Genomic DNA, 19,927 nt, shown 5'->3' with positions numbered 1-19,927 from the left:
GCGATGACCCTGACAGAAGGCCGGCGGGTACGGCTGGCAGCCGATGCGAAGCTGATCGATTCGCTCGCGCCGACGGACGGCTCCCCGGCGCCGCAGGGCGCCTCCTTCGGATCCTTGTCGCTCGCGGCGGGGACCGCGGGCACGGTGGAGGGCGTGGTCGAGGACCCGGACGGGAGCGAGGGCGTGCGCGAGTACCGGCGTCTCACCTCCCTCCTCGACTCCTTCGGCCGCGACATGCCGACGGAGAGCAGGCGCAGGCTTGAGGAGCAGATCGCCGACCTGGAGCCGGAGTGGACGGCGCATCAGGAGCGCGGCCCGCTCGTCACGGTCCGGGTGCGCTTCGACAACGGCTTCGTCCTGGACGGCGTGCGGCAGGAACTGTTCACGTCCGAGTGACCTGCCCGGTCGCCTCCGGGGGGCGATCGAGGTCGGGGCCGGCTCCGCGCGTTCGCCGCGTGCGCCCGACGAAGGCTTCGTCGACACGGCGACCCGCGTGCGGGAGGTGTTCCTGGCCGTGCAGGACGGCAGGGAGGAACGACGCGGCCGCAACGGTGAACGCCCGGTTGCCCGACACCGGGACGCCCGGTGCGGGGCCGAAGGTGACGTGGCGGGCTCCCGCACTGTACGAAGTGCAATGTGAACGCACAGACCCAGCCCGCGACCGTTCGGATATTCGTCGCGCTCGCCCCGCCCGACGACGCGAAGGACGAGCTCGCGCGGGCGCTGCGGCCCGCCTACGAGGCGTACCCGCGCATGCGCTGGAACCGCATCGAGGACTGGCACGTCACGCTCGCGTTCCTCGGGGAGCTCCCGGTCGGGACCGTCCCCCTGCTACGGCCGCCGCTGGCGGAGCTCGCCGCGCGGCGCGCCCCCGTACGGTTGGCCCTGCGCGGCGGCGGCCACTTCGACGACCGGGTGCTGTGGAGCGGCGTCGACGGGGACCTCGAAGGGCTGCACCTGCTCGCGGGCGACGTCCGGGCCGTGGTCAAGGAGTGCGGGATCCCCTTCGAGGACCGGCCGCTGCGCCCGCACCTGACGCTGGCCCGCGCGCGCCGCAACGAGACCTCCTGCGTGGTGGAGGCCGCCGCCGGCCTCGGCGGCTTCACCGGCCGCGACTGGCCCGCCGCGCGCCTGCACCTGGTCGGCAGCAACATCGGTCGCGGCCCCGGACCGATCCACTACCGGGACATCGAGGCCTGGGACTTCCGCGGCGGGAGCTGACGACGGCCGCGCCCGGAGGCACGGGGCACGACCGGGCCGAAAGGCCCGCGGTCGAGGCCCTTCGGCCGCTGGAACACGCGCACGGACGGGTGTCCCATGGAGACGACGGGCCCACAGGACCGCCGTTCCCGTTCGGAGGTACCGGATCATGGCCGAGGTCGAGGAGAAGCGCGGGTTCTGCACGCTGTGCAAGTCGCGGTGCGGGGCCGTCTTCACCGTCGAGGACGGTCGGATCACCGGGGTCCGGCCGGACCCGGAGCACCCCACGGGTTCCGCGATGTGCCCCAAGGGACGCTCGGCCCCCGAAATCGCGCACGGCACGAACCGGCTCACCACTCCGCTGCGCCGCACCCGGCCCAAGACGGATCCGGACCCCGGGTGGGAGGCCATCTCCTGGGACGAGGCCCTGGACGAGATCGCCGCGCGGATGTCCGCGATCGCCGCCGAGGACGGCCCCGAGGCCGTGGCCTTCGGCGTCGCGACGCCGTCGGGCACCTCCGTATCGGACGCCACCGAGTGGATCGAACGGTTCGTGCGCCGGTTCGGCAGCCCGAACACCGTGTACAGCGCGGAGATCTGCAACTGGCACAAGGACTTCGCGCACGCCTTCACCTTCGGCTCCCCGCTCCCCCCGCCGGACCACGCGCACGCCGACCTCGTCCTGTTGTGGGGCTTCAACCCGGCGAAGACCTGGCTGTCGCAGTCCGCCGCGCTCTCGGCCGCCCAAGCCCGCGGTACGGAACTGGCCGTCATCGACCCGCGCCGCTCCACCACCGCCCTCGGCGCCGACCACTGGTTGCGCGTGCGACCCGGAACGGACGCCGCCCTCGCCCTGGGACTCGCCCACCTGCTCATCTCCACGGGCGGTCACGACGAGGCGTTCGTCCGCGCCTGGACGAACGCGCCCCTCCTCGTCCGGGCCGACACCGGCCGCTTCCTGCGGACCACCGACCTGCCGGACGGCCGCGACGGGCAGGCGTTCGTCGTCTGGGACGAATCCGACCACGGCCCCCGCCCGTACGACACGACGCGCGCCGCCGACCGGCCGGAGCGCTTCGCGCTGCGCGGGACGTACCGGGTCCGCACCCGGACCGGCCCGGTCGATTGCGCCCCGGCCTTCGAGCACTACGAGCGGGCCTGCGCCCCGTGGACCTCGGAGCGGGTCGCGGCGGCCACCTGGATCCCCGAGGAGGAGATCCGTGCGCTGGCCCGGCGGATCGCCGCCGCCCGATCGGTGGCCCACTACGGCTGGACCGGGGTGGGGCAGAGCGCCAACGCGTCCCAGACCGAGCGCGCCCTGGCCACCCTCCACGCCCTGACGGGCTCCTACGACACCCGCGGCGGCAACCACGTCGTTCCACCGCCCCCGTACCGCCCGGCCACGTCGGTCGCGCAGTTCAGGCCGGAGCAGCGCGCCAAGGCGCTCGGGCTGGACAAACACCCGTTGGGACCGCCCGCCTCCGGATACGTCAACGCGGGCGACCTGTGCACGGCGATCGAGACGGGGCGGCCCTACCGGGTCCGGGCCCTGATCGGCTTCGGTTCGAACCTGGTGGTCTCCCAACCCGACTCCGACCGCGTGGCCGCCGCCCTGCGCGCACTTGACTTCCAGGTCCACCTCGACCTGTTCCACAACCCCACCGGCGCGAGCGCCGACATCGTCCTGCCCGTCAACAGCGCCTACGAGCACGAGGCCCTGCGCTTCGGCTTCGAGATCGACCACCGCGCCCAGGAGCACGTCCAGTTGCGGCCTCGGGTGGTGGAACCGCAGGGCGGAACGCGGTCCGACACGGAGGTCGTCTTCGCGTTGGCGGACCGGCTCGGCCTGGGCGGTGACTTCTTCGACGGGGACGTCGAAGCCGCCTGGAACTGGCAGTTGGAACCCCTCGGGCTGACCGTCGCCGGGTTGCGGGAGCGGCCCGGCGGCGTACGGGTCCCCCGCGAACGGCGGTACCGCAAGTACGCCGACCCCGACACGGGAGGCGGCGCGGGCGACGGCGCCGTGACCGGGTTCGCCACACCGACGCGGCGCGTCGAGCTCTACTCGGAGCGGTTGCTGGAGCACGGGTATCCGCCCGTGCCCGAACACATCGCGCCGGCCGCCCCCGACGAGGCCTTCCCGCTCGTGCTGACCTGCGCGAAGCACGGCTACTTCGTGCACAGCCAGCAGCGTTCCCTGACCTCGCTGCGGCGGCGCGCCCCCGACCCGGCCGTCGACCTCCACCCCCGAACGGCGGCCGAGCGCGACATCGCCGAGGGACAGTGGGTGGAACTGTCCACCCGGCTCGGTTCCATCCGCTTGCGGGCCCGTTTCGACGCGTCCCTGCACCCCGGCGTCGTGGTGGGCGAGTACGGGTGGTGGCAGGAGGCCACCGACCTCGCCCTGCCCGGCGCCCCCGCGACGGACCCCTCCGGGCACAACTTCAACCGGCTCGTCGATCACGGCGTCAGTGACCCGCTGAGCGGTTCTGTCCCGCTGCGCGCGGCGGTCTGCGAGATCCGCCCCGCCCCGGACGACGGCACCTGGACCGGCACCCGCCCGTTCGTCGTCACCGGGATCGGTGAGGCGGGCGAGAGCGTACGGAGCCTGCGGCTGGAACCCGTCGACGGGGGGCCGCTGCCCGACCACCGGCCCGGCCAGCACCTGACCGTGAGCACCGGCGGGACGGGCCCCGCCCGCAGCTACTCCCTCATCGGCCCGGCGCTCGAAGCCGACCGCACCGCCTACCGGCTCGCCGTGCGGAACGTACCGGGCGGCGCCTTCTCCCCGCTGGTCCACGCGCTCCGGCCCGGTGACCGACTGGAGCTGACCAGCCCTCGGGGTGTCTTCGCCGTGCCCGTCGACATCCGCCACCCGGTGGTGCTGATCGCGGGTGGGATCGGGATCACCCCGTTCCTCGGCTACCTCGAAACCCTGGCCGCCACCGGGGGCACCGTGCCCGAGGTGGTCCTGCACCACGGGAGCCGTGACTCACGCGACCACCACTTCCGGGACCGGATCCGTGCGCTCGAAGCCCAGTTGCCGCAGCTCACCGTCATCGACCACTACGCGCGGCCGCTGCCCGACGACGTGGCGGGCCGCGACCACGACCGCACCGGGTTCATCGACGCCGACGCCGTGGCCCCGGAACTGCTCGCCCGGCGTGCCCGCTTCTACCTGTGCGGGCCGACCGCCATGCTCGCCGCCGTCACGGCGGGCCTCCGGCGGCGCGGGGTGCCCCGCTTCGAGATCTTCAGCGAGACGTTCCGGCCGGCCCGGCAGGAGGTGTCCCTGCCCGACGGCGCGGAGTTCACCGTCACCTTCGCCCGCAGCGGGCGCACCGCCCGGTGGCGCAAGGGCGACGGCCCGCTCCTCGGCCTCGGCGAGGCGGCCGGGGTGAGCATGCCGTCCGGCTGCCGCGTCGGACAGTGCGAGAGCTGCGCCCGCACCGTCCTCGCGGGCGCCGCCGCGCACCTGGTCACCCCGTCCGACGACCTTCCCGACGACGATGTCCTGACCTGCCAGTCCGTCCCGACGTCCGACCTGGTCCTCGACGCCTGACCGGAGTTCACCACACGGCCCAAGGGCTGTCCCGCAATCCCCGGCGGGCGCTACGGGACAGCCCTCAGCGGCGGCCCTTCGACAGGTTGAAGGCCAGGACGAGCATGGCCGCCGCCATCACCGCCACGTGGACCCAGGCCGGCATCACGCCGGCCTCCGTACGGCCGGCCCGGTCTTCGGGGCGGGCCTGCGGTTGCGCAGGACCGAGGCGAGCACCGCTTCTTGGAACGCGGGCAGCGCCGGCCCGAGCCGCGCTCCGATTTCCTCCAACGAGATCCGCTTCCGTTTCCTCATGCCCCCGCGTGTGCCCGCACGGTGCCGCCTGATGCGTGCTGACGGGGTGTCCGCTCCCGGGCGGCGGCCTTCCCGGCAGGCCGACGGCACGTCGTCGAGCGGGGGTTTTGTTTCACCAACACGCCTCATGTGTACGGCGGATGAAATTGCGACACGTTGTCGGCGCATCGATATCAAGAGCCGTTGACACCCTTTTTCGAAGCCGGCTGACTTACGCCGCAGATAACGACATCAGCGGCCTCTCCCGTCCGGCATGACGGCTGCTTTTCGATTACTCGCCCGTCGAAGCTGCTGGAGTGTCCTTGACCGAATCGCTGCTCCTCCCCGCGCCGGCCTCCGGCCCGTCCGGGTCCCCCGGCCCGACGGAGCGGGTCCTCCCGCTGCGTCGGCCGGGACGGTGGATCACGGCCGCCGCCGTCCTGGTGCTCGTCGCGCAGGCCGCGCACGGACTGGTCGCCAACCCCTTCTACCAATGGGACCGGTTCGCCTACTGGTTCCTGCGCCCCGTCATCCTGGACGGGCTGCTCATCACCTTGCAGGTGACCGCGTACAGCGCGGTCCTCGGCCTGGCCGGCGGGGTCCTGCTCGCCCTCGGTCGGCTCTCGGACAATCCGGTGCTCCGGTCGCTGAGTTGGACGTACATCTGGCTGTTCCGCTCGGTGCCGCTGATCGTCGTCCTGCTCCTCCTCTACAACCTCGGCGCCCTCTACCCCACCCTGAGCGTCGGGGTGCCCTTCGGCCCCGCCTTGCTCACCTTCGACGAGTCACGGCTCGCCACCGACCTCGTCGTCGCCGTGATCGGACTCAGCCTGTGCGAGGCCGCCTACGCGGCCGAGATCGTCAGGGCCGGTGTGCTCTCCGTGGACCAGGGGCAGCACGAGGCGGCGGCGGCCCTGGGCCTGCCCGCGCGCCACCGGTTCGCACGGATCGTGTTCCCGCAGGCCCTGCGCTCGATCGTGCCCTCGTACGTCAACCAGCTGATCGGCCTGCTCAAGGCCACCTCGCTGGTGTTCTACGTGTCGCTCCTCGACCTGTTCGGCTCGGTGCAGAGCCTGTCCAGCACGTATCCGGGGGACGTGGTGCCGCTGCTGCTCGTGGCGACGGTCTGGTACGTGATCCTGACCAGCCTGGTCTCCGTCGTGCAGTTCTACGTGGAGCGCCACTACGCCCGCGGGGCGCTGCGCACCGTCCCGCCCACTCCCCTCCAACGGGCCCGCGCCGGCCTGTCGGACCTGCGGACCCGCCTGCGCGAGGAGACGGCCCGATGAGCACGGACAGCATCGCCACCGCCGAACGCCCCCCGGCGATCGAGGTGCGCGGCGTGCACAAGTCGTTCGGCGGCCGGCGGGTCCTGCACGGGGTGGACCTGACCATCGCCCCGGGCACCGTCACCGTGGTGCTGGGCCGCTCGGGCTCCGGCAAGTCCACCCTGCTGCGGGTCCTGAACCACCTGGAGAGGCCCGAGTCGGGACACGTGAGCGTCGGTGGCGAGCTGATCGGCGTGGAGCGGCACGGGCACCGGCTCAAGGAACTGCGCGAGCGGGCGATCCTGGCCCAGCGCAGCCGGATCGGTTTCGTCTTCCAGAACTTCAACCTCTTCCCGCACCTGACCGTGCTGGACAACGTCGCCGCCGCCCCGGTCGCGACGGGCAGGCTGCGCCGTCCGCAGGCCCGGGCCCAGGCCCGCGAGCTGTTGGAACGCGTCGGCCTCGGCGACCGGACCGGCGCCTACCCGCGGCAGTTGTCCGGCGGGCAGCAGCAGCGGGTCGCCATCGCCCGGGCCCTGGCCCTGCGGCCGGGCGTCATCCTCTTCGACGAACCCACCTCCGCACTCGACCCCGAGTTGGTCGGCGAGGTGCTGTCCGTCATCAAGGACCTCGCCGGCGGAGGCACCACCCTCGTGATCGTGACGCACGAGATCGGCTTCGCCCGGGAGGTCGCCGACGAGGTCGTCTTCCTGCACGAGGGCCGCATCGTCGAACAGGGCCCGCCGGCAAAGGTCCTGGACCACCCCGCGCACCCGCGGACCCGGGAGTTCCTCAGCAAGGTGCTCTGAGCTCTCTCCCCCCTCCGGCCGTGCCGTCACTCCCCCTACCGACCGTCCTTCCACCCGCTCGACGAACCCTCGAAAAGGATCACCATGCGACGCCCATCCACTCTGCGCACCGCCTTCACCCGCAGCGTCGGCACGGCGGCCGTCACCGCCGTCCTCGCAGGCGGGCTCACCGCCTGCGGCGGTGACGCGGAGGCCACCGGTGCGACGCCGGGCAAGGTCACCATAGGTGCCGTCTCCAACGGCGCGGCCCAGCCCGCCGAAGTGTCCGCGCCGGTCGTCGAGGCACTGCGCGCACGACTTCCGAAGGACGTACGGGAACGCGGCGAGCTGGTCATCGGGGTCGGCGCCCTCCCCGCCGGATTCCCGCCGCTCGCCTACGTCGGCACCGACCAGAAGACCTTCACGGGTGCGGAGCCGGACCTCGGCCGCCTCGTCGCCTCGACCCTGGGGCTGAAGCCGGTCGTGAAGAACTCCACGTGGGAGAACCTCTTCGTCGGCATCGACAGCGGCAAGGTCGACGTGGCCTTCACGAACGTCACGGTCACCGAGGAACGCAAGAAGAAGTACGATTTCGCCTCCTACCGGCAGGACAACCTGGCCTTCGAGGCGTTGAAGGACAGCACCTGGAACTTCGACGGCGACCACCGCAATCTCGCGGGCAGGACGGTGGCGGTCAGCTCGGGCACCAACCAGGAGAAGATCCTGCTGGAGTGGCAGAACAAGCTCCGCGCCGAGGGCAAGGACCTGACGGTCAAGTACTTCCCGGACTCCAACAGCGCCAACCTGGCGCTGAGCGGCAGGAAGATCGACCTCAACTTCGGCCCGAGCCCCTCGATCGCCTACCACATCACCCAGACCGCGAGCACCAACGCCCCGACCCGGAAGGCGGGTTCGTTCTCAGGGGCCGGTGACTCCCTGCAAGGGCTGATCGCCGCGACGGCGAAGAAGGACAGTGGACTGGCGGCTCCGATCGCGGAGGCCATCAACCACTTGATCAAGAACGGCCTGTACGGGCAGTTGCTCACCACGTGGAACCTGTCCGACGAGGCGGTGCCCACCTCCGAGGTCAACCCGCCAGGACTGCCCACGACGAACTCCTGAGGCCGGGCGGGCCGGGCCGCCCGGCCGGAAATTGTTTCCGGGAGGTGTTTCCGGGAGGTGTTACATCGCCGCCAAGTTCTTTTCATATGACGGCAATTGCATGCTCTCTCCGCCGGTCGTAGCGTTTCGGAGAGGTTGCCGACGGGCCGAATTCGAGATCCCGTCCCGCCGATTCCCGCACGCCCATCAGGAAGGCGCATGCCGACGTGTCCGCATTCCCGTCCCGTTCCGTTCCCCCCGCCGCCGGACCCCTTCACCTCGCCGTCGCACTCGACGGCGCGGGCCGGCATCCTGCCGCCTGGCGCGAGCCGGGGGCGGGGCCGCGAGCCCTCTTCACGGCCCGGTACTGGGCCGGAATCGTCGCCGAGGCCGAGGCCGGGCTGCTGGACTTCGTCACCTTCGAGGACGGACTCGTCCTCCAGTCGTCCGAACCCGACGGACCCGACGGGCGGACCGACCGCGTCCGCGGCCGGCTCGACGCCGTACTGACCGCGGCCCGTGTCGCCCCGCTGACCCGGCACGTGGGCCTGGTGCCGGCCGTCACCGCCACCCATACCGAGCCGTTCCACGTCTCCAAGGCCGTCGCCACCCTCGACCACGTCAGCCGGGGCCGGGCCGGTGTGCACGTCCAGGTCTCCGCACTGCCCCACGAGGAGCGGCACTTCGGCCGTCGCACGGCGGCGCCGTCCGCGGCGGAGGCGTATGAGGAGGCCGCCGACCACGTCGAGGTGGTCCGGCGGCTGTGGGACAGCTGGGAGGACGACGCGGAGATCCGTGACGTGGCCACCGGTCGGTTCGTGGACCGCGCCAAGCTGCACCACATCGACTTCGAGGGGCGGCACTTCCGCGTCCGGGGCCCCTCGATCACCCCGCGCCCGCCGCAGGGGCAGCCCCTGGTGAGCGCGGTCGTGGCGCCGGGCGACGTCGACGCCGCGTACCGCCTCGTGGCCCGGTCCGCGGACATCGGACACCTTTCCGTCCGCGGCCTCGGTGAGTCCGTGGCCGCCGTGGAGGCGGTGCGACGGGCCCAGGACGAGATCGGGCGCGCCGGGGAGCCCCTGCACCTGTTCGGGGAGCTGATCGTGTTCCTGGACGAGGACGGCCCTGCGGCGACCGGCCGCCGGGAACGCCTCGACGCGCTCGCGGGAGGCCCGTACGAGGGGGCCGTCGAGGTGTTCGCCGGGAGCCCCGGCCGGCTGGCCGACCTGCTGGAGGAACGGCGGACGGCGGGCCTGTCCGGCTTCCGGCTCCATCCGGCCGTCATCGCGCACGACCTGCCCGCCATCACCCGGGGGTTGGTCCCCGAGCTGCAACGGCGCGGCCTGTTCCGCACCGCGTACGGGGCGGACACCCTGCGCGGGCTCCTGGGCCTGGACCGGCACCCGGCCAACCGCTACGCGGCGTCCGGCCCCGCAGCCTGACGCGAACGATCGGAAGGACGAACCATGAGCACCAAGCCGCTCAAGCAGATCCATCTCGCGGCCCACTTCCCCGGTGTCAACAACACCACCGTCTGGAGCGACCCGGCGGCGGGCAGCCACATCGACTTCGACTCGTTCGTCCACTTCGCCCGCACCGCCGAGCGCGCCAAGTTCGACTTCCTCTTCCTCGCCGAGGGACTGCGACTGCGCGAACAGGGCGGTGAGATATACGACCTGGACGTGGTGGGGCGCCCGGACACGTTCACCGTGCTGGCGGCGCTGGCGGCCGTGACCGAGCGGCTCGGACTGACCGGGACGATCAACTCGACGTTCAACGAGCCGTACGAGGTGGCCCGCCAGTTCGCTTCCCTGGACCACCTCTCCGAGGGGCGGGCCGCGTGGAACGTGGTGACCTCCTGGGACGCCTTCACCGGGGAGAACTTCCGGCGCGGCGGCTTCCTGCCGCGCGAGGAACGGTACTCGCGGGCACGGGAGTTCCTGTCGACGGCGATCGAGCTGTTCGACTCCTGGGACGGCTCGGAGATCGCGGCGGATCCCGCGACGGGCACGTTCCTGCGGGACGCCCGCGCCGGGGCCTTCGCCCACCGGGGGCAGCACTTCGACATCGAGGGCCGGTTCAACGTGCCGCGCAGCCCGCAGGGCCGGCCCGTGGTCTTCCAGGCGGGTGACTCCGAGGAGGGGCGGGAGTTCGCGGCCTCCGGGGCCGACGCGATCTTCGGACGGTACGGGACCCTGGACGAGGGCCGGGCGTTCTACGCCGACGTCAAGGGCCGGCTGGCCAAGTACGGTCGCACGCCCGATCAGTTGAAGATCCTGCCCGCCGCCACCTTCGTGCTCGGTGATACCGACGCCGAGGCCCACGAGAGCGCCCACGAGGTCCGTCGTCTCCAGGTCAGCGGGCAGACGGCGATCAAGTACCTGGAGCACGTGTGGAACCGGGACCTGTCCGACCACGACCCCGACGGCCCGCTGCCCGACATCGATCCGGAGGTCGGGGAGAACACGATCGCCCTGGGGCGGGCGAGCGTGCGGCAGTTCCGTGACCCCCTCGCCACCGCGCGTCGGTGGCGGGAGCTCGCCGAGGCGAAGAGCCTGTCGATCCGCGAGCTGGTGATCGCGACGACGGCCCGTCAGACGTTCGTCGGGTCCCCGGCCACGGTGGCCGGGCAGATCGACTCCCTGGTCCAGCAGGACGCCGCCGACGGGTTCATCCTGGTCCCGCACATCACCCCCGGTGGCCTGGACGTGTTCGCCGACACGGTCGTACCGCTGCTCCAGGAGCGCGGCGTCTTCCGCTCCGAGTACGGGGGCAGCACCCTGCGCGAACACCTGGGGATCTCCGTACCCGCCGCGCGGCAGGAGGCCGGACGGGCGGCCGACGCCTCGTGAAGTTCCTGGCCATCACTCTGATCACGGACTCGGCCGACCCCCTGACGGAGACCCCGACCCCCACCCGCGAACGGTTCCGCCAGGTCGTGTCCGCCGCGCTGCTGGCGGAGGAGCTCGGTTTCGACGGGTTCGGGGTGGGCGAGCGCCACGAGCGCCCCTTCCTCTCCTCGTCGCCCCCCGTGGTGCTCTCGCACATCGCCGCGCTGACCCGCCGGATCCGGCTGTACACGGCGGTGACGACGCTGAGCCTGCTGGACCCGGTACGGGCGTACGAGGACTACGCGACGCTCGACCACCTCAGCGACGGCCGACTGGAGTTGATGATCGGCAAGGGGAACGGTAAGGCGCAGCGCGAACTGTTCGACGTGAGTCCCGAGGACCAGTGGGACCGCAATTCCGAGGGCTACGAACTGTTCCGGCGGATCTGGCAGGAGGACGAGGTGACCGCGCGGCCCCGGTTCAGGCCCGCGCTGACGAGGGCCGAGGTGCTGCCCCGGCCGTACCAGCGGAAGCTGCGGGTCTGGCACGGCAGTGCCACGAGCCGGGAGTCCGTCGACCTCGCGGCGCGCCACGGCGACCCGCTGTTCTCGGCGAACGTCACCCACCCGATCGGCCCGTACGCGGAGTTGATCCGCCACTACCGGGAGCGTTGGGAGCACCACGGGCACGATCCGGCGCACGCGGTCGTGGGCGCGGGCACGGCGGGGTTCCACACGGCGCCCACCTCGCAGGGGGCGGTGGCCGGCTACCGGCCGGCGTTCGCCCGGTACCTGGCGGCCCACCGGGCGCAGGGCGTGGAGCCGGTCTTCCCGACGCTGGACGACTTCGTCGAGCGCAGTTCGGCGCTGATCGGCAGCCCGCAGCAGGTGATCGAGAAGGTGCACCGCTACCACGAGGAGTTCGGCCACACGGTGCTGCACCTGCAGGCCGAACCCGGCGGGCTCAGCGACGCGGAGCACCGGGCGTCCCTCGAATTGTTCCAGGCGCGGGTCGCGCCCGCTCTGCGCCGCTCGATCCCCGATCCGTCCTTTCCCGATGCGGCCGGTCCCGGCGCGGCTCTCCCCGGGGTGGGCTCCCCCGGACCGGTCCTCCCCGCCTCCACTGTTCCCGCCTCCCCCGACCTGTAAGGAGCACGGCCATGTCCGGCATACCCCTGGGGGTCCTCGACCTCGTCCCGATCACCTCCGGTTCGACCGCCGCCGAGGCCCTGCACCGCAGCGTCGACCTGGCCCGACGGACGGAACGGTTCGGGTACGCCCGCTACTGGTTCGCCGAGCACCACCTCAACCCCGGTGTGGCCGGGACCTCACCCGCCGTGGTGCTCGCGTTGACCGCCTCCGCGACCACCAGGATCCGGATCGGCTCCGGGGCCGTCCAACTCGGGCACCGCACGGCGCTGTCCACGGTCGAGGAGTTCGGCCTGATCGACGCCCTGCACCCGGGCCGCCTCGACCTGGGTCTGGGCCGTTCGGCCGGCCGGCCGCCGCAGCCCGCCCCGGACGCCCCGCCGCCCTTCGAGGGGCACACTCCGAACGGGCTGCTGATCCCGCCCCGCTTCTCCTTCTCGCACCTGCTGGGGCACCCGCGGGTGGCCCTCCAGCAGCGGCTGTTGAACCTGCCGGGCGCGCACCCCCAGGACTACGCCGAGCAGGTGGCCGACGTGCTGGCGCTGCTGCGCGGCGAGTACCGCTCACCGGAGGGCGTGGAGGCGCACGCCGTGCCGGGCGAGGGGGCCGAGGTGCAGGTGTGGATCCTGGGCAGCAGCGGTGGGGTCAGTGCGGAGACCGCGGGCCGCAACGGGCTGCGCTTCGCGGCGAACTACCACGTCAGCCCCGCCTCGGTGCTGGAGGCGGCGGAGGGCTACAGGGCAGCCTTCAAACCGTCGGACGAGCTGGACCGGCCGTACCTGACGGTGTCGGCCGACGTGGTGGTCGCCTCCGACGACGCGCGGGCGCGGGAGCTGGCCGCCGGCTACGGGCCCTGGGTGCGCAGCATCCGTACCGCCGAGGGCGCGATCCCCTACCCGACGCCGGAGGAGGCGCGGCGACTGCCCTGGACGGACGCCGACCGGGACCTGGTCGCCGACCGGGTGGACACGCGGTTCGTGGGGTCCGCGCGGACGGTCGCCGACCACCTGGAACGGCTCCAGGAGGCCACCGGCGCCGATGAGTTGCTGATCACCACGATCACGCACGGCCACGAGGACCGGGTCCGTTCCTACCGGCTGCTGGCCGAGGAGTGGGCGCGCCGCGGCTGACCCGGGAGGTCCGGCCGCGGCGCCGGGCCGCTCGGGGGCGCGGCGGTTCGGGGCGCTACTTGCGGAGCGCTACGACCGCCTGCCCTTCGAGTTCGAGGCTGCGGTCCACGTGCTCGGCGCAGGCCTCGAACAGGGTCCGGCGCTCCTCCGCCCCGGCATTCGGGTCGACGGCGAGGGCGAGGGCCGCCAGACCGGACCAGTGCCGGGCGGACTCCCGGAAGAGTTCCGCCGCCTCGGGACGGTCGACGAGGTCGAGGAAGTCGGCGTAGAGCGGGCGGGTGGCGCCCGGTGCGGTCCACTCCTCCTCCAGGCAGGCGTACAGCCGCCCGGTGCCCTCGCGGAAGGCTTCCGGGGAACTGCCGAAGCGGCGCTCCCAGCCCGTCTTCGTGGTCCTGTCGCGCAGTTGCGCGGCGAACTTCTCCATGCCGCTGAAACCGAAGTTGACGTCGAACTGGTTGCCCAGGACCGGCCCGGTGAGGTGGGTGACGGTGGAGGCGATGGCCCCTTCGACGTCCGGGTCGCCCTCGGGAGGACCGGTCGGGACGATCAGTTGGTGCCTGCCCTTGCGGTGCGCCGTCCAGGCGGCCCCGAACTCCTCGCGGTCGATGCGGTGCGGGGTGTCGGCGCCGTCCTCGATCAGCAGGTCGTCGCCGTCGTAGCCGGCGATGACGACGGTGTACGGGTCGGCGCCGGTCATCTCGGCGTCCGGGTCGGGCTCGTGCCAGGGCAGCGAGGACCGGTCGACGACGCAGAAGGCGGGCTGCCCCTCGTCGAGGGCGGCGCGGACGCGGCCCCAGCGGGGCTTCATCGCGCGCGTGGCGTCGTACGGAACTCCCAGGCGGCCGAGCGCGACCTGGACCCAGGGTTCGGGGTGGGCCTGGGCCACGATGGTGGCGATCGGGTTGCGGCCGGCGTATTCGAAGACGAAGTACATGAAGCCGACGCCTCCGGCCAGGCCCGCGACCAGTTCCTCCGGGTGCGTGCTCCCCAGGGCGTGCCGGATCAGGGAGGCCTCGCGGTGGCGTCCGGTACCGAAGTCTTCATACACGAGCACAGTCATGCGGTCAGCCTAGGGCCTGCCGTCGGATCTCCCGTCGTCGCCCGGAGGGCCGTGGGCGCGCGGCGTCCGGAGTCCGACGAAGGGACCCGACGCACTCGGACGGTTGTTCTCCCGAGGTGCCGAGCGGTGCGAGCGGTACTAGCGTATGTGGGGTGAAAGCCGCCCCTACGGGGCACGCCCCCGGCGGCCGGAGTTCCCGCACGTCCATGGACGGGGACCGAGGCTCTGTCGCGTGCCCGTCTCGGGGAGGTACGTCGCATGGGACGCGTCGCCGGGGCAGACGTGCCGACGTACGGAGGCAACGCCACGATCCGCGCCGCAGAGTGTTCGGATGCGGCCGCGGCCACCCGTTCCTGCCCCGAAGGCGTGGTGGGAGGGTGGAAGGAAGGGTATTCCCATGCATGCACAGAGAGCGAAGCGCCTGTTCGCGATTTCGGCTGCCGGCCTGCTCATGGCAGGTGGCGCCGCGATCGGGACCGCGAGCACGGCCTCGGCAGCAACCCCGTCGCACTCGGTCAGCTACCTCACCGGTGGCGGCTGCGGCGGAGACTCCGACCACGGCGGCTGGTACAACAGCGGCTGGGACGACGATGACGACGACTGGGGCGGCTACGGCGGTCACGGTCACGGTCACGGCGACTACTGACTCCACCCCGTAGAGGAACGGTGCGCGGTCCCGCATGGGGCCGCGCACCGCTGCGTGGTGAAGGTCCGCCGCACCGGGACCGGATCGAGTCGCCGCGTCGGAGGGGCCGGACACCCGATGTCCGGATGTGACAGGAAGCCGTCATTGCGGTCATCGGTGGCGGCCCCGAGGATGGGTGCATGCCCCTCACCCACCGCGTCGTCATCGCGGTCTTCCCCGATGTCGACCTCCTCGACGTCACCGGCCCGGCCGAGGTCTTCGCGCTGGCCAACCGGGAAACCGCGGGCCGCGCCGGCTACCGGGTCAGGCTCGCCGGTCCCACGGCGGGCGAGGTCCGGACCTCGGCCGGTGTCCGACTGCTCGCCGACCTGGCCTTCGACGAGGTGGGCGAGCAGGTCGACACCCTGCTGGTGCCCGGTGCGGTGGACATGGCCGACGACGGACCCCGGGCCCGCATCGATCCCGATGTGGTGGCCTGGGTGAAGGACACCGCCCCGCACGCGCGTCGGGTGGCGTCGGTGTGCGTGGGGGCGCACCTGCTGGCGGCGGCCGGGTTGCTGGACGGGCGGACCGCGACGACCCACTGGTCCACCGCCGCCCAACTCGCCGCCGAGCATCCGGCGGTCACCGTCGACCCGGATCCGATCTTCGTCCGCACCGACCGCGGCCGGCTCTGGACGGGCGCCGGGATCAGCGCCTGCCTGGACCTCTCGCTCGCGCTGGTGGCCGAGGACCTCGGTGAGGAGGTGGCGTTGGCGGTGGCCCGGCAGCTGGTGATGTACCTGAAACGGCAGGGCGGGCAGAGTCAGTTCTCCGTACCGCTCAGCCGGCCCGCGTCCGCGCGTCGTGACATCGACGAGCTGCTGCTGTGGATCGCCGAGCACCTGGACGAGGACCTGTCCGCGGAGGTGTTGGCGGCCCGCATGTGCCTCAGTGAGCGGCACCTGGCCCGCGTGTTCAAACAGGAGACCGGCGCGAGTCCCGCCGCGTACGTCGAGGCCGCCCGGGTCGAGGTGGCCCGGCGCCTGCTGGAAACCACCGACAGCCCGGTCGAGCACGTGGCGACCGCGGCCGGCCTCGGCTCGGCGGAGACCCTGCACCGGGCCTTCCGGCGGCAGCTCGCCACCACCCCGGCCGCCTATCGCCGCCGGTTCCGTACCGGGGCGGGTACCTGACCCGGTACGGGTCACCCGTCCCCCTGCCTCTCCCTCCCGTCCTTTCCCTTCGACCGGACGCTCCTGCCCGGGCCCGGCGGACTGCTCCGCCATGCCCCGGACCACTCCTTGACCGAACCGCCATGAAAGGCATCCCATGAGCACGCCCAAGCCCTCCACCACCCTGCGCGACCTCAGCGGCCTGGACAACCGGCCGCCCGAGCTCGCCGATTCCGTCCTGATCATGGTGGACTTCCAGAACACCTACCGGACCGGTGTCATGGCCCTCGACGGCGTCGAGGAGGCCCTCGCGGCGGGCGCCCGCCTGCTGGAGCGCGCCCGCGCCGCCGGTACGCCCGTCGTGCACGTCCTGAACGATGGCGGCGAGAACACCCCGTACGACATCCGCGCCCACATCGGCGCCATCAGCGACGAGGTCGCGCCGGTGGACGGCGAGGCGGTGGTGGTCAAGCAGTTCCCCAACGCCTTCCACCTCACCGAGCTGGAGCGGACCCTCACCGGGCTGGGCGCGGCCCCGGGCAGCGGCAAGGACCTCGTCATCGGCGGCTTCATGACGCACATGTGCGTCAACCACACGGCCCAGGGGGCGTTCAACCTCGGCTACCGCCCCACCGTCGTCGCCGAGACCACCGCCACCCGGTCCCTCACCGCCCCCGACGGGACCGTGGTGCCCGCCGCCGCGCTCCAGGTCGCCGCCCTGACCACCGTCACCGATCTGTTCGGCACGGTCGTCGCGACCGTGGACGAGCTCCCCGTCCGACGTCGGTGAACCACTTCCCCCGCCGCCCCACGTGGGCGGCGGGGGCCGTACCGGGCGGGGTCGTCCCGTCCGGGGCCGGCGGCGCCCGGCCGCGACGAACGGCGCGCCGGCGGCGGCGCGGTGAGGGTGCGCGGTTCCTCCGGGTGGCATCCTGGGAACCGTCCGCCGCCGGGGCGGTCCGCTCGCGCGCCGCCGGAACGCGCCGGGGCGGGGCGGTCGTCCGGGCGCAGGTTCCTCACTTCCGAAGGAGCGTTTCCGTGCCGCTGTCCCCCACCGAACGCGAGGAGTTCCTCGCCGAAGCACACATCGCCGCGCTCGCCGTGGACGCCGGTTCCGAAGGCGACCGGGCCCCGCTGACGGTCCCGACCTGGTACCAGTACTCCCCCGGCGGCGACATCTGGATCATGACGGGCCGGGACTCCCGCAAGGCCTCGCTCATCGCGGCCGCAGGCCGGTTCAGCCTGATGGTCGACCGCGTCGAGCCGTCGATCCGCTACGTCGCCGTGGAGGGGCCGGTCCTGTCGACGGAACCCGCGACGCGCGAGCGGTTGACGGAGATCGCCGCCCGGTACCTGCCGGCGGAGAAGGTGGAGGGTTACGTCGACTTCGCGTGGAAGGACCGCGGCGAGCAGATCGTCATCCACATGCGACCGCAGCGGTGGGTGAGCTCGGACCTCGGCCAGGTCTGAGGGCGATCGGGGAGGCCGCCGGAGCGGGCGCGGGACCGCGTCGAACCCCCGGTTCCCCCGTACGGTCAGCGCCTGCGGAGCCAGCCCGGGCGTCTGCGCGAGGCGCGGGGGCCGCGTTCGGAGGGGAGCGGCGGGGCGAGGGCGAGGGTCACCGTGATGTGGGCGCCGCCGCGCGGACCGCGGGTGATGCGCAGTGAGCCCCCGGTGACGTCGGCGGCCCGTCGGGCGATGTCGAGGCCGAGCCCCGAGGAGCCGCTGCTGCCGCCGCGGGACAGCGCCCGGTCCGGTTCCGGGATGCCCGGACCGGAGTCCTCCACGACGAGTTCCACGGCCTGCGCGGTCCGTGCGACACGGACGCCGAACGGCGTCCCGGAGGCGGTGTGCCGGAAGACGTTGCCGATGAGCGCGTCGACCACGGCGGCGAGGTCGTCGTCGGACAGGCCGACGGCCGTGGGTTCCTGGGTGAGTTCGACGGCGCAGGGGCGGTCCTGTTGCTCGGCCAGGATCGCCCAGAAGGACGTCCTGCGCCGGACCACGTCGGAGGCCTCGCAGCGCGGGGCGTCGCCGTGCGAGGTGTGGCTGTCCGTGCCGAGCAGGCCCTGCGCCATCGGGCCCACGGCCAGCGGCGTGCGGGCGGCCGTGATGATGGCTTCGAGTTCCGTCTCCAGCTCGGCCACCGCGGCCTCGACCCTCGCCGACTCCGGCGTACCGGCCATGCGTTCCGAGGCCAGGTGCAGGGCGGTCAGCGGGGTGCGCAGCCGGTGCGACAGGTCGGCGACCAGTTCGCGTTCGACGGCGAGCAGTTCGGTCATCCGGTGGGCCATGGCGTTGAAGGCGACTCCCGCGTCCCTCAGTTCCCGGGGGCCCATCGGGTCGACGCGTGCGTCGAGGTCGCCCGCGCCCAGCGCGCGGGAGGCCTGGGCGAGCCGCCGCGAGGACCGGACGACCTTGGCACCGAGCCGGTCGGCGACCATGACCGACCCTGCGACGAGACCGACGGCGAGGAGGACCATGACGGCCCAGGAGGCCTTGACCCCGCGGGTCAGGTCCGCCTCGGGGACGAAGTTCTCGATGACGGCGACCCGGTCACCGGGCAGTACCACCGGCTGCAACGACGTCCACCCGGTGGGGATCTCCCGGGAGATGGACTCGCGCCCCTGTTGGGCGCGGCGCAGCAGTTCCGCGGGGGCGTGGGAGGTGCCGAGGGGCGGGGCGTCCGGCAGGTGGATCACCAGGTGTTCCGACGCGTCGAGTCCGGCGACGGACTCGCGCAGGGCGGACGGGTCGGTGGTCAGCGTCAGTACGGGGGCGAGGGCTGCGGCGCGTTGTTCGGCGGCGGTGACGCTCTGTTCCTTGACCAGCGACATGACGAGTGCGGCCAACGGGATCAGGAAGGAGAGGGCGACCATCGACGTCACGGCGAGCGCGACTCCGGCCAGGGAGCGTCTCAACGGGGGGCCACCAGTTTGATGCCGACGCCCCGGACGGTCAGCAGGTAGCGCGGGGCCGAGGCCCGTTCGCCGAGCTTGCGGCGCAGGGACGACAGGTGGACGTCGACGGTCTGGTCGTCGACGTACGGCTCGCGCCAGACCTCGCTCAGCAGTCGGCGTTTGGAGATGACCTGGCCGGTGTGGTGGGCGAGGAAGGCCAGCAGGTCGAACTCCCTGCGGGTCAGGTGGAGCTCCAGGCCGGCCAGGTGCGCGGTGCGGGCGGCGGGATCGACGCTCAGTTCGCCGACGGTGGTCGCCCGCAGCGGTTCGGCGGTCGGGGCCGGTCCGGGTCCGGTGGTCGGGTGGGTCGGGGCGGCGTGGCTGGTGCGCCGGAGGACGGCGGAGAGCCGGGCGATGAGCTGACCGCCGGAGAACGGCTTGACGAGGTAGTCGTCGGCGCCCGCGTTGAGGAGCTTGATGATCTCCGTCTCGTCGTCGCGGGCGGTGGCCACGAGGACGGGGACGGAGGAGATCCCGCGGATCATCCGCAGGGCGTCCCCTCCGTCCAGGTCGGGCAGTCCGAGGTCGAGGACCACCGCGTCGACGGGTATTCGGGTGATCTCCCGCAGGGCGCCGAAACCGTCGCCCACGCTCCGTACGGCATACCCGTGTTCCGCCAGGACCTCGATGAGTGACTGGCGGATGCTGGGGTCGTCTTCCACGACGAGGACGCTGGGCATGGGGACACCTTAGGTGCTGGGCCTGTCGTCAAAGTCCCGTCGTCGCCCGGAGGGCGGCCTCGCGGTGTCCGGTGCGTGCTCCCGGCGTGCCGGGCGGAAGCCCGCGTACTGGACGTACTCGGGCTT

General features: G+C 72.7%; 18 protein-coding genes. 14 read left to right on the top strand and 4 right to left on the bottom strand.

Annotated features, from left to right (window positions below):
- The first annotated feature begins 3 nt into the window (after nucleotides 1-3).
- The 3 genes from ACZ58N_RS25380 to ACZ58N_RS25370 all read left to right on the top strand — a co-directional run bounded on the left by ACZ58N_RS25380 (nucleotide 4) and on the right by ACZ58N_RS25370 (nucleotide 4,762).
- Nucleotides 4-396 (top strand): hypothetical protein, encoded by a 393-nt coding sequence (locus tag ACZ58N_RS25380; protein ID WP_471164070.1) that lies wholly within the window; start codon nucleotides 4-6, stop codon nucleotides 394-396.
- Nucleotides 397-636: 240 nt separating this feature from the next.
- Complete coding sequence (gene thpR / locus ACZ58N_RS25375) at nucleotides 637-1,221, top strand: RNA 2',3'-cyclic phosphodiesterase (RefSeq protein WP_471164067.1); 585 nt, start codon at nucleotides 637-639, stop codon at nucleotides 1,219-1,221.
- 148 nt (nucleotides 1,222-1,369) lie between these two features.
- Nucleotides 1,370-4,762 carry a molybdopterin-dependent oxidoreductase gene (locus ACZ58N_RS25370; protein WP_471164065.1) on the top strand — a complete coding sequence of 1,131 codons (3,393 nt, stop codon included), beginning with the start codon at nucleotides 1,370-1,372 and terminating at the stop codon, nucleotides 4,760-4,762.
- A 144-nt stretch (nucleotides 4,763-4,906) separates the two neighbouring features.
- On the opposite strand, the gene ACZ58N_RS25365 is transcribed toward ACZ58N_RS25370, so the two are convergent.
- Nucleotides 4,907-5,056 carry a hypothetical protein gene (locus ACZ58N_RS25365; protein ID WP_471164062.1) on the bottom strand — a complete coding sequence of 50 codons (150 nt, stop codon included), beginning with the start codon at nucleotides 5,054-5,056 and terminating at the stop codon, nucleotides 4,907-4,909.
- Between the two features lie 302 nt (nucleotides 5,057-5,358).
- Between ACZ58N_RS25365 and ACZ58N_RS25360 the strand changes: the two genes are divergently transcribed.
- The 7 genes from ACZ58N_RS25360 (at nucleotide 5,359) to ACZ58N_RS25330 (ending at nucleotide 13,301) form a co-directional block, all read left to right on the top strand.
- Nucleotides 5,359-6,324, top strand: a complete 966-nt coding sequence (locus ACZ58N_RS25360) for an amino acid ABC transporter permease (RefSeq protein WP_471164059.1) — start codon at nucleotides 5,359-5,361, stop codon at nucleotides 6,322-6,324.
- A complete protein-coding gene (locus ACZ58N_RS25355; RefSeq protein ID WP_471164057.1) occupies nucleotides 6,321-7,112 on the top strand; it encodes an amino acid ABC transporter ATP-binding protein in 792 nt (263 codons plus the stop codon). Before ACZ58N_RS25360 ends, ACZ58N_RS25355 begins: the two co-directional genes overlap by 4 nt.
- Before the next feature lie 84 nt (nucleotides 7,113-7,196).
- Nucleotides 7,197-8,213 (top strand): transporter substrate-binding domain-containing protein, encoded by a 1,017-nt coding sequence (locus tag ACZ58N_RS25350; protein WP_471164054.1) that lies wholly within the window; start codon nucleotides 7,197-7,199, stop codon nucleotides 8,211-8,213.
- 206 nt (nucleotides 8,214-8,419) lie between these two features.
- Nucleotides 8,420-9,634: an LLM class flavin-dependent oxidoreductase gene (locus ACZ58N_RS25345; protein ID WP_471164052.1), complete on the top strand. Its 1,215-nt coding sequence runs from the start codon at nucleotides 8,420-8,422 to the stop codon at nucleotides 9,632-9,634.
- A 24-nt stretch (nucleotides 9,635-9,658) separates the two neighbouring features.
- Nucleotides 9,659-11,044, top strand: a complete 1,386-nt coding sequence (locus tag ACZ58N_RS25340) for an NtaA/DmoA family FMN-dependent monooxygenase (RefSeq protein ID WP_471164050.1) — start codon at nucleotides 9,659-9,661, stop codon at nucleotides 11,042-11,044.
- Complete coding sequence (locus ACZ58N_RS25335) at nucleotides 11,041-12,171, top strand: LLM class flavin-dependent oxidoreductase (RefSeq protein ID WP_471164047.1); 1,131 nt, start codon at nucleotides 11,041-11,043, stop codon at nucleotides 12,169-12,171. Before ACZ58N_RS25340 ends, ACZ58N_RS25335 begins: the two co-directional genes overlap by 4 nt.
- Before the next feature lie 11 nt (nucleotides 12,172-12,182).
- A complete protein-coding gene (locus ACZ58N_RS25330; RefSeq protein WP_471164045.1) occupies nucleotides 12,183-13,301 on the top strand; it encodes an LLM class flavin-dependent oxidoreductase in 1,119 nt (372 codons plus the stop codon).
- Between the two features lie 55 nt (nucleotides 13,302-13,356).
- Here the strand turns inward: ACZ58N_RS25330 and ACZ58N_RS25325 are convergent, their stop codons facing one another.
- A complete protein-coding gene (locus ACZ58N_RS25325; RefSeq protein ID WP_471164043.1) occupies nucleotides 13,357-14,361 on the bottom strand; it encodes a BtrH N-terminal domain-containing protein in 1,005 nt (334 codons plus the stop codon).
- A 397-nt stretch (nucleotides 14,362-14,758) separates the two neighbouring features.
- Here ACZ58N_RS25325 and ACZ58N_RS25320 point away from each other — a divergent pair, with 397 nt between their 5' ends.
- The 4 genes from ACZ58N_RS25320 (at nucleotide 14,759) to ACZ58N_RS25305 (ending at nucleotide 17,631) form a co-directional block, all read left to right on the top strand.
- A complete protein-coding gene (locus tag ACZ58N_RS25320; protein ID WP_471164040.1) occupies nucleotides 14,759-15,007 on the top strand; it encodes a hypothetical protein in 249 nt (82 codons plus the stop codon).
- 179 nt (nucleotides 15,008-15,186) lie between these two features.
- A complete protein-coding gene (locus ACZ58N_RS25315; protein ID WP_471164039.1) occupies nucleotides 15,187-16,182 on the top strand; it encodes a GlxA family transcriptional regulator in 996 nt (331 codons plus the stop codon).
- Nucleotides 16,183-16,318: 136 nt separating this feature from the next.
- The gene (locus ACZ58N_RS25310) at nucleotides 16,319-16,951 is read left to right on the top strand and encodes a cysteine hydrolase family protein (protein ID WP_471164036.1); all 633 of its coding nucleotides are present in this window, start codon (nucleotides 16,319-16,321) and stop codon (nucleotides 16,949-16,951) included.
- 248 nt (nucleotides 16,952-17,199) lie between these two features.
- On the top strand, nucleotides 17,200-17,631 hold the full coding sequence (locus ACZ58N_RS25305; RefSeq protein WP_471164033.1) for a pyridoxamine 5'-phosphate oxidase family protein: 432 nt from the start codon (nucleotides 17,200-17,202) through the stop codon (nucleotides 17,629-17,631).
- Nucleotides 17,632-17,696: 65 nt separating this feature from the next.
- Here ACZ58N_RS25305 and ACZ58N_RS25300 read toward each other — a convergent pair whose 3' ends face one another.
- Both ACZ58N_RS25300 and ACZ58N_RS25295 read right to left on the bottom strand, forming a co-directional pair.
- The gene (locus tag ACZ58N_RS25300) at nucleotides 17,697-19,082 is read right to left on the bottom strand and encodes a sensor histidine kinase (RefSeq protein WP_471164030.1); all 1,386 of its coding nucleotides are present in this window, start codon (nucleotides 19,080-19,082) and stop codon (nucleotides 17,697-17,699) included.
- On the bottom strand, nucleotides 19,079-19,801 hold the full coding sequence (locus ACZ58N_RS25295) for a response regulator transcription factor (RefSeq protein ID WP_471164027.1): 723 nt from the start codon (nucleotides 19,799-19,801) through the stop codon (nucleotides 19,079-19,081). Before ACZ58N_RS25295 ends, ACZ58N_RS25300 begins: the two co-directional genes overlap by 4 nt.
- Nucleotides 19,802-19,927 lie beyond the last annotated feature (126 nt).

It is taken from the genome of Streptomyces sp. NPDC040432 (assembly GCF_055595445.1).
The sequence above is the reverse complement of the archived record's forward strand: the minus strand, read 5'-3'. Positions and strand labels throughout refer to the sequence as shown.

Excerpts from the sequence above, each read along its gene's own strand:
- ACZ58N_RS25330 (WP_471164045.1), top strand. The coding sequence starts at position 12,183 with ATGTCCGGCATACCCCTGGGGGTCCTCGACCTCGTCCCGATCACCTCC.
- ACZ58N_RS25355 (WP_471164057.1), top strand. The coding sequence starts at position 6,321 with ATGAGCACGGACAGCATCGCCACCGCCGAACGCCCCCCGGCGATCGAG.
- ACZ58N_RS25310 (WP_471164036.1), top strand. The coding sequence starts at position 16,319 with ATGAGCACGCCCAAGCCCTCCACCACCCTGCGCGACCTCAGCGGCCTG.
- ACZ58N_RS25350 (WP_471164054.1), top strand. The coding sequence starts at position 7,197 with ATGCGACGCCCATCCACTCTGCGCACCGCCTTCACCCGCAGCGTCGGC.
- ACZ58N_RS25370 (WP_471164065.1), top strand. The coding sequence starts at position 1,370 with ATGGCCGAGGTCGAGGAGAAGCGCGGGTTCTGCACGCTGTGCAAGTCG.
- ACZ58N_RS25365 (WP_471164062.1), bottom strand. The coding sequence starts at position 5,056 with ATGAGGAAACGGAAGCGGATCTCGTTGGAGGAAATCGGAGCGCGGCTC.
- ACZ58N_RS25315 (WP_471164039.1), top strand. The coding sequence starts at position 15,187 with ATGCCCCTCACCCACCGCGTCGTCATCGCGGTCTTCCCCGATGTCGAC.
- ACZ58N_RS25295 (WP_471164027.1), bottom strand. The coding sequence starts at position 19,801 with ATGCCCAGCGTCCTCGTCGTGGAAGACGACCCCAGCATCCGCCAGTCA.
- ACZ58N_RS25340 (WP_471164050.1), top strand. The coding sequence starts at position 9,659 with ATGAGCACCAAGCCGCTCAAGCAGATCCATCTCGCGGCCCACTTCCCC.
- ACZ58N_RS25325 (WP_471164043.1), bottom strand. The coding sequence starts at position 14,361 with ATGACTGTGCTCGTGTATGAAGACTTCGGTACCGGACGCCACCGCGAG.
- ACZ58N_RS25380 (WP_471164070.1), top strand. The coding sequence starts at position 4 with ATGACCCTGACAGAAGGCCGGCGGGTACGGCTGGCAGCCGATGCGAAG.
- ACZ58N_RS25320 (WP_471164040.1), top strand. The coding sequence starts at position 14,759 with ATGCATGCACAGAGAGCGAAGCGCCTGTTCGCGATTTCGGCTGCCGGC.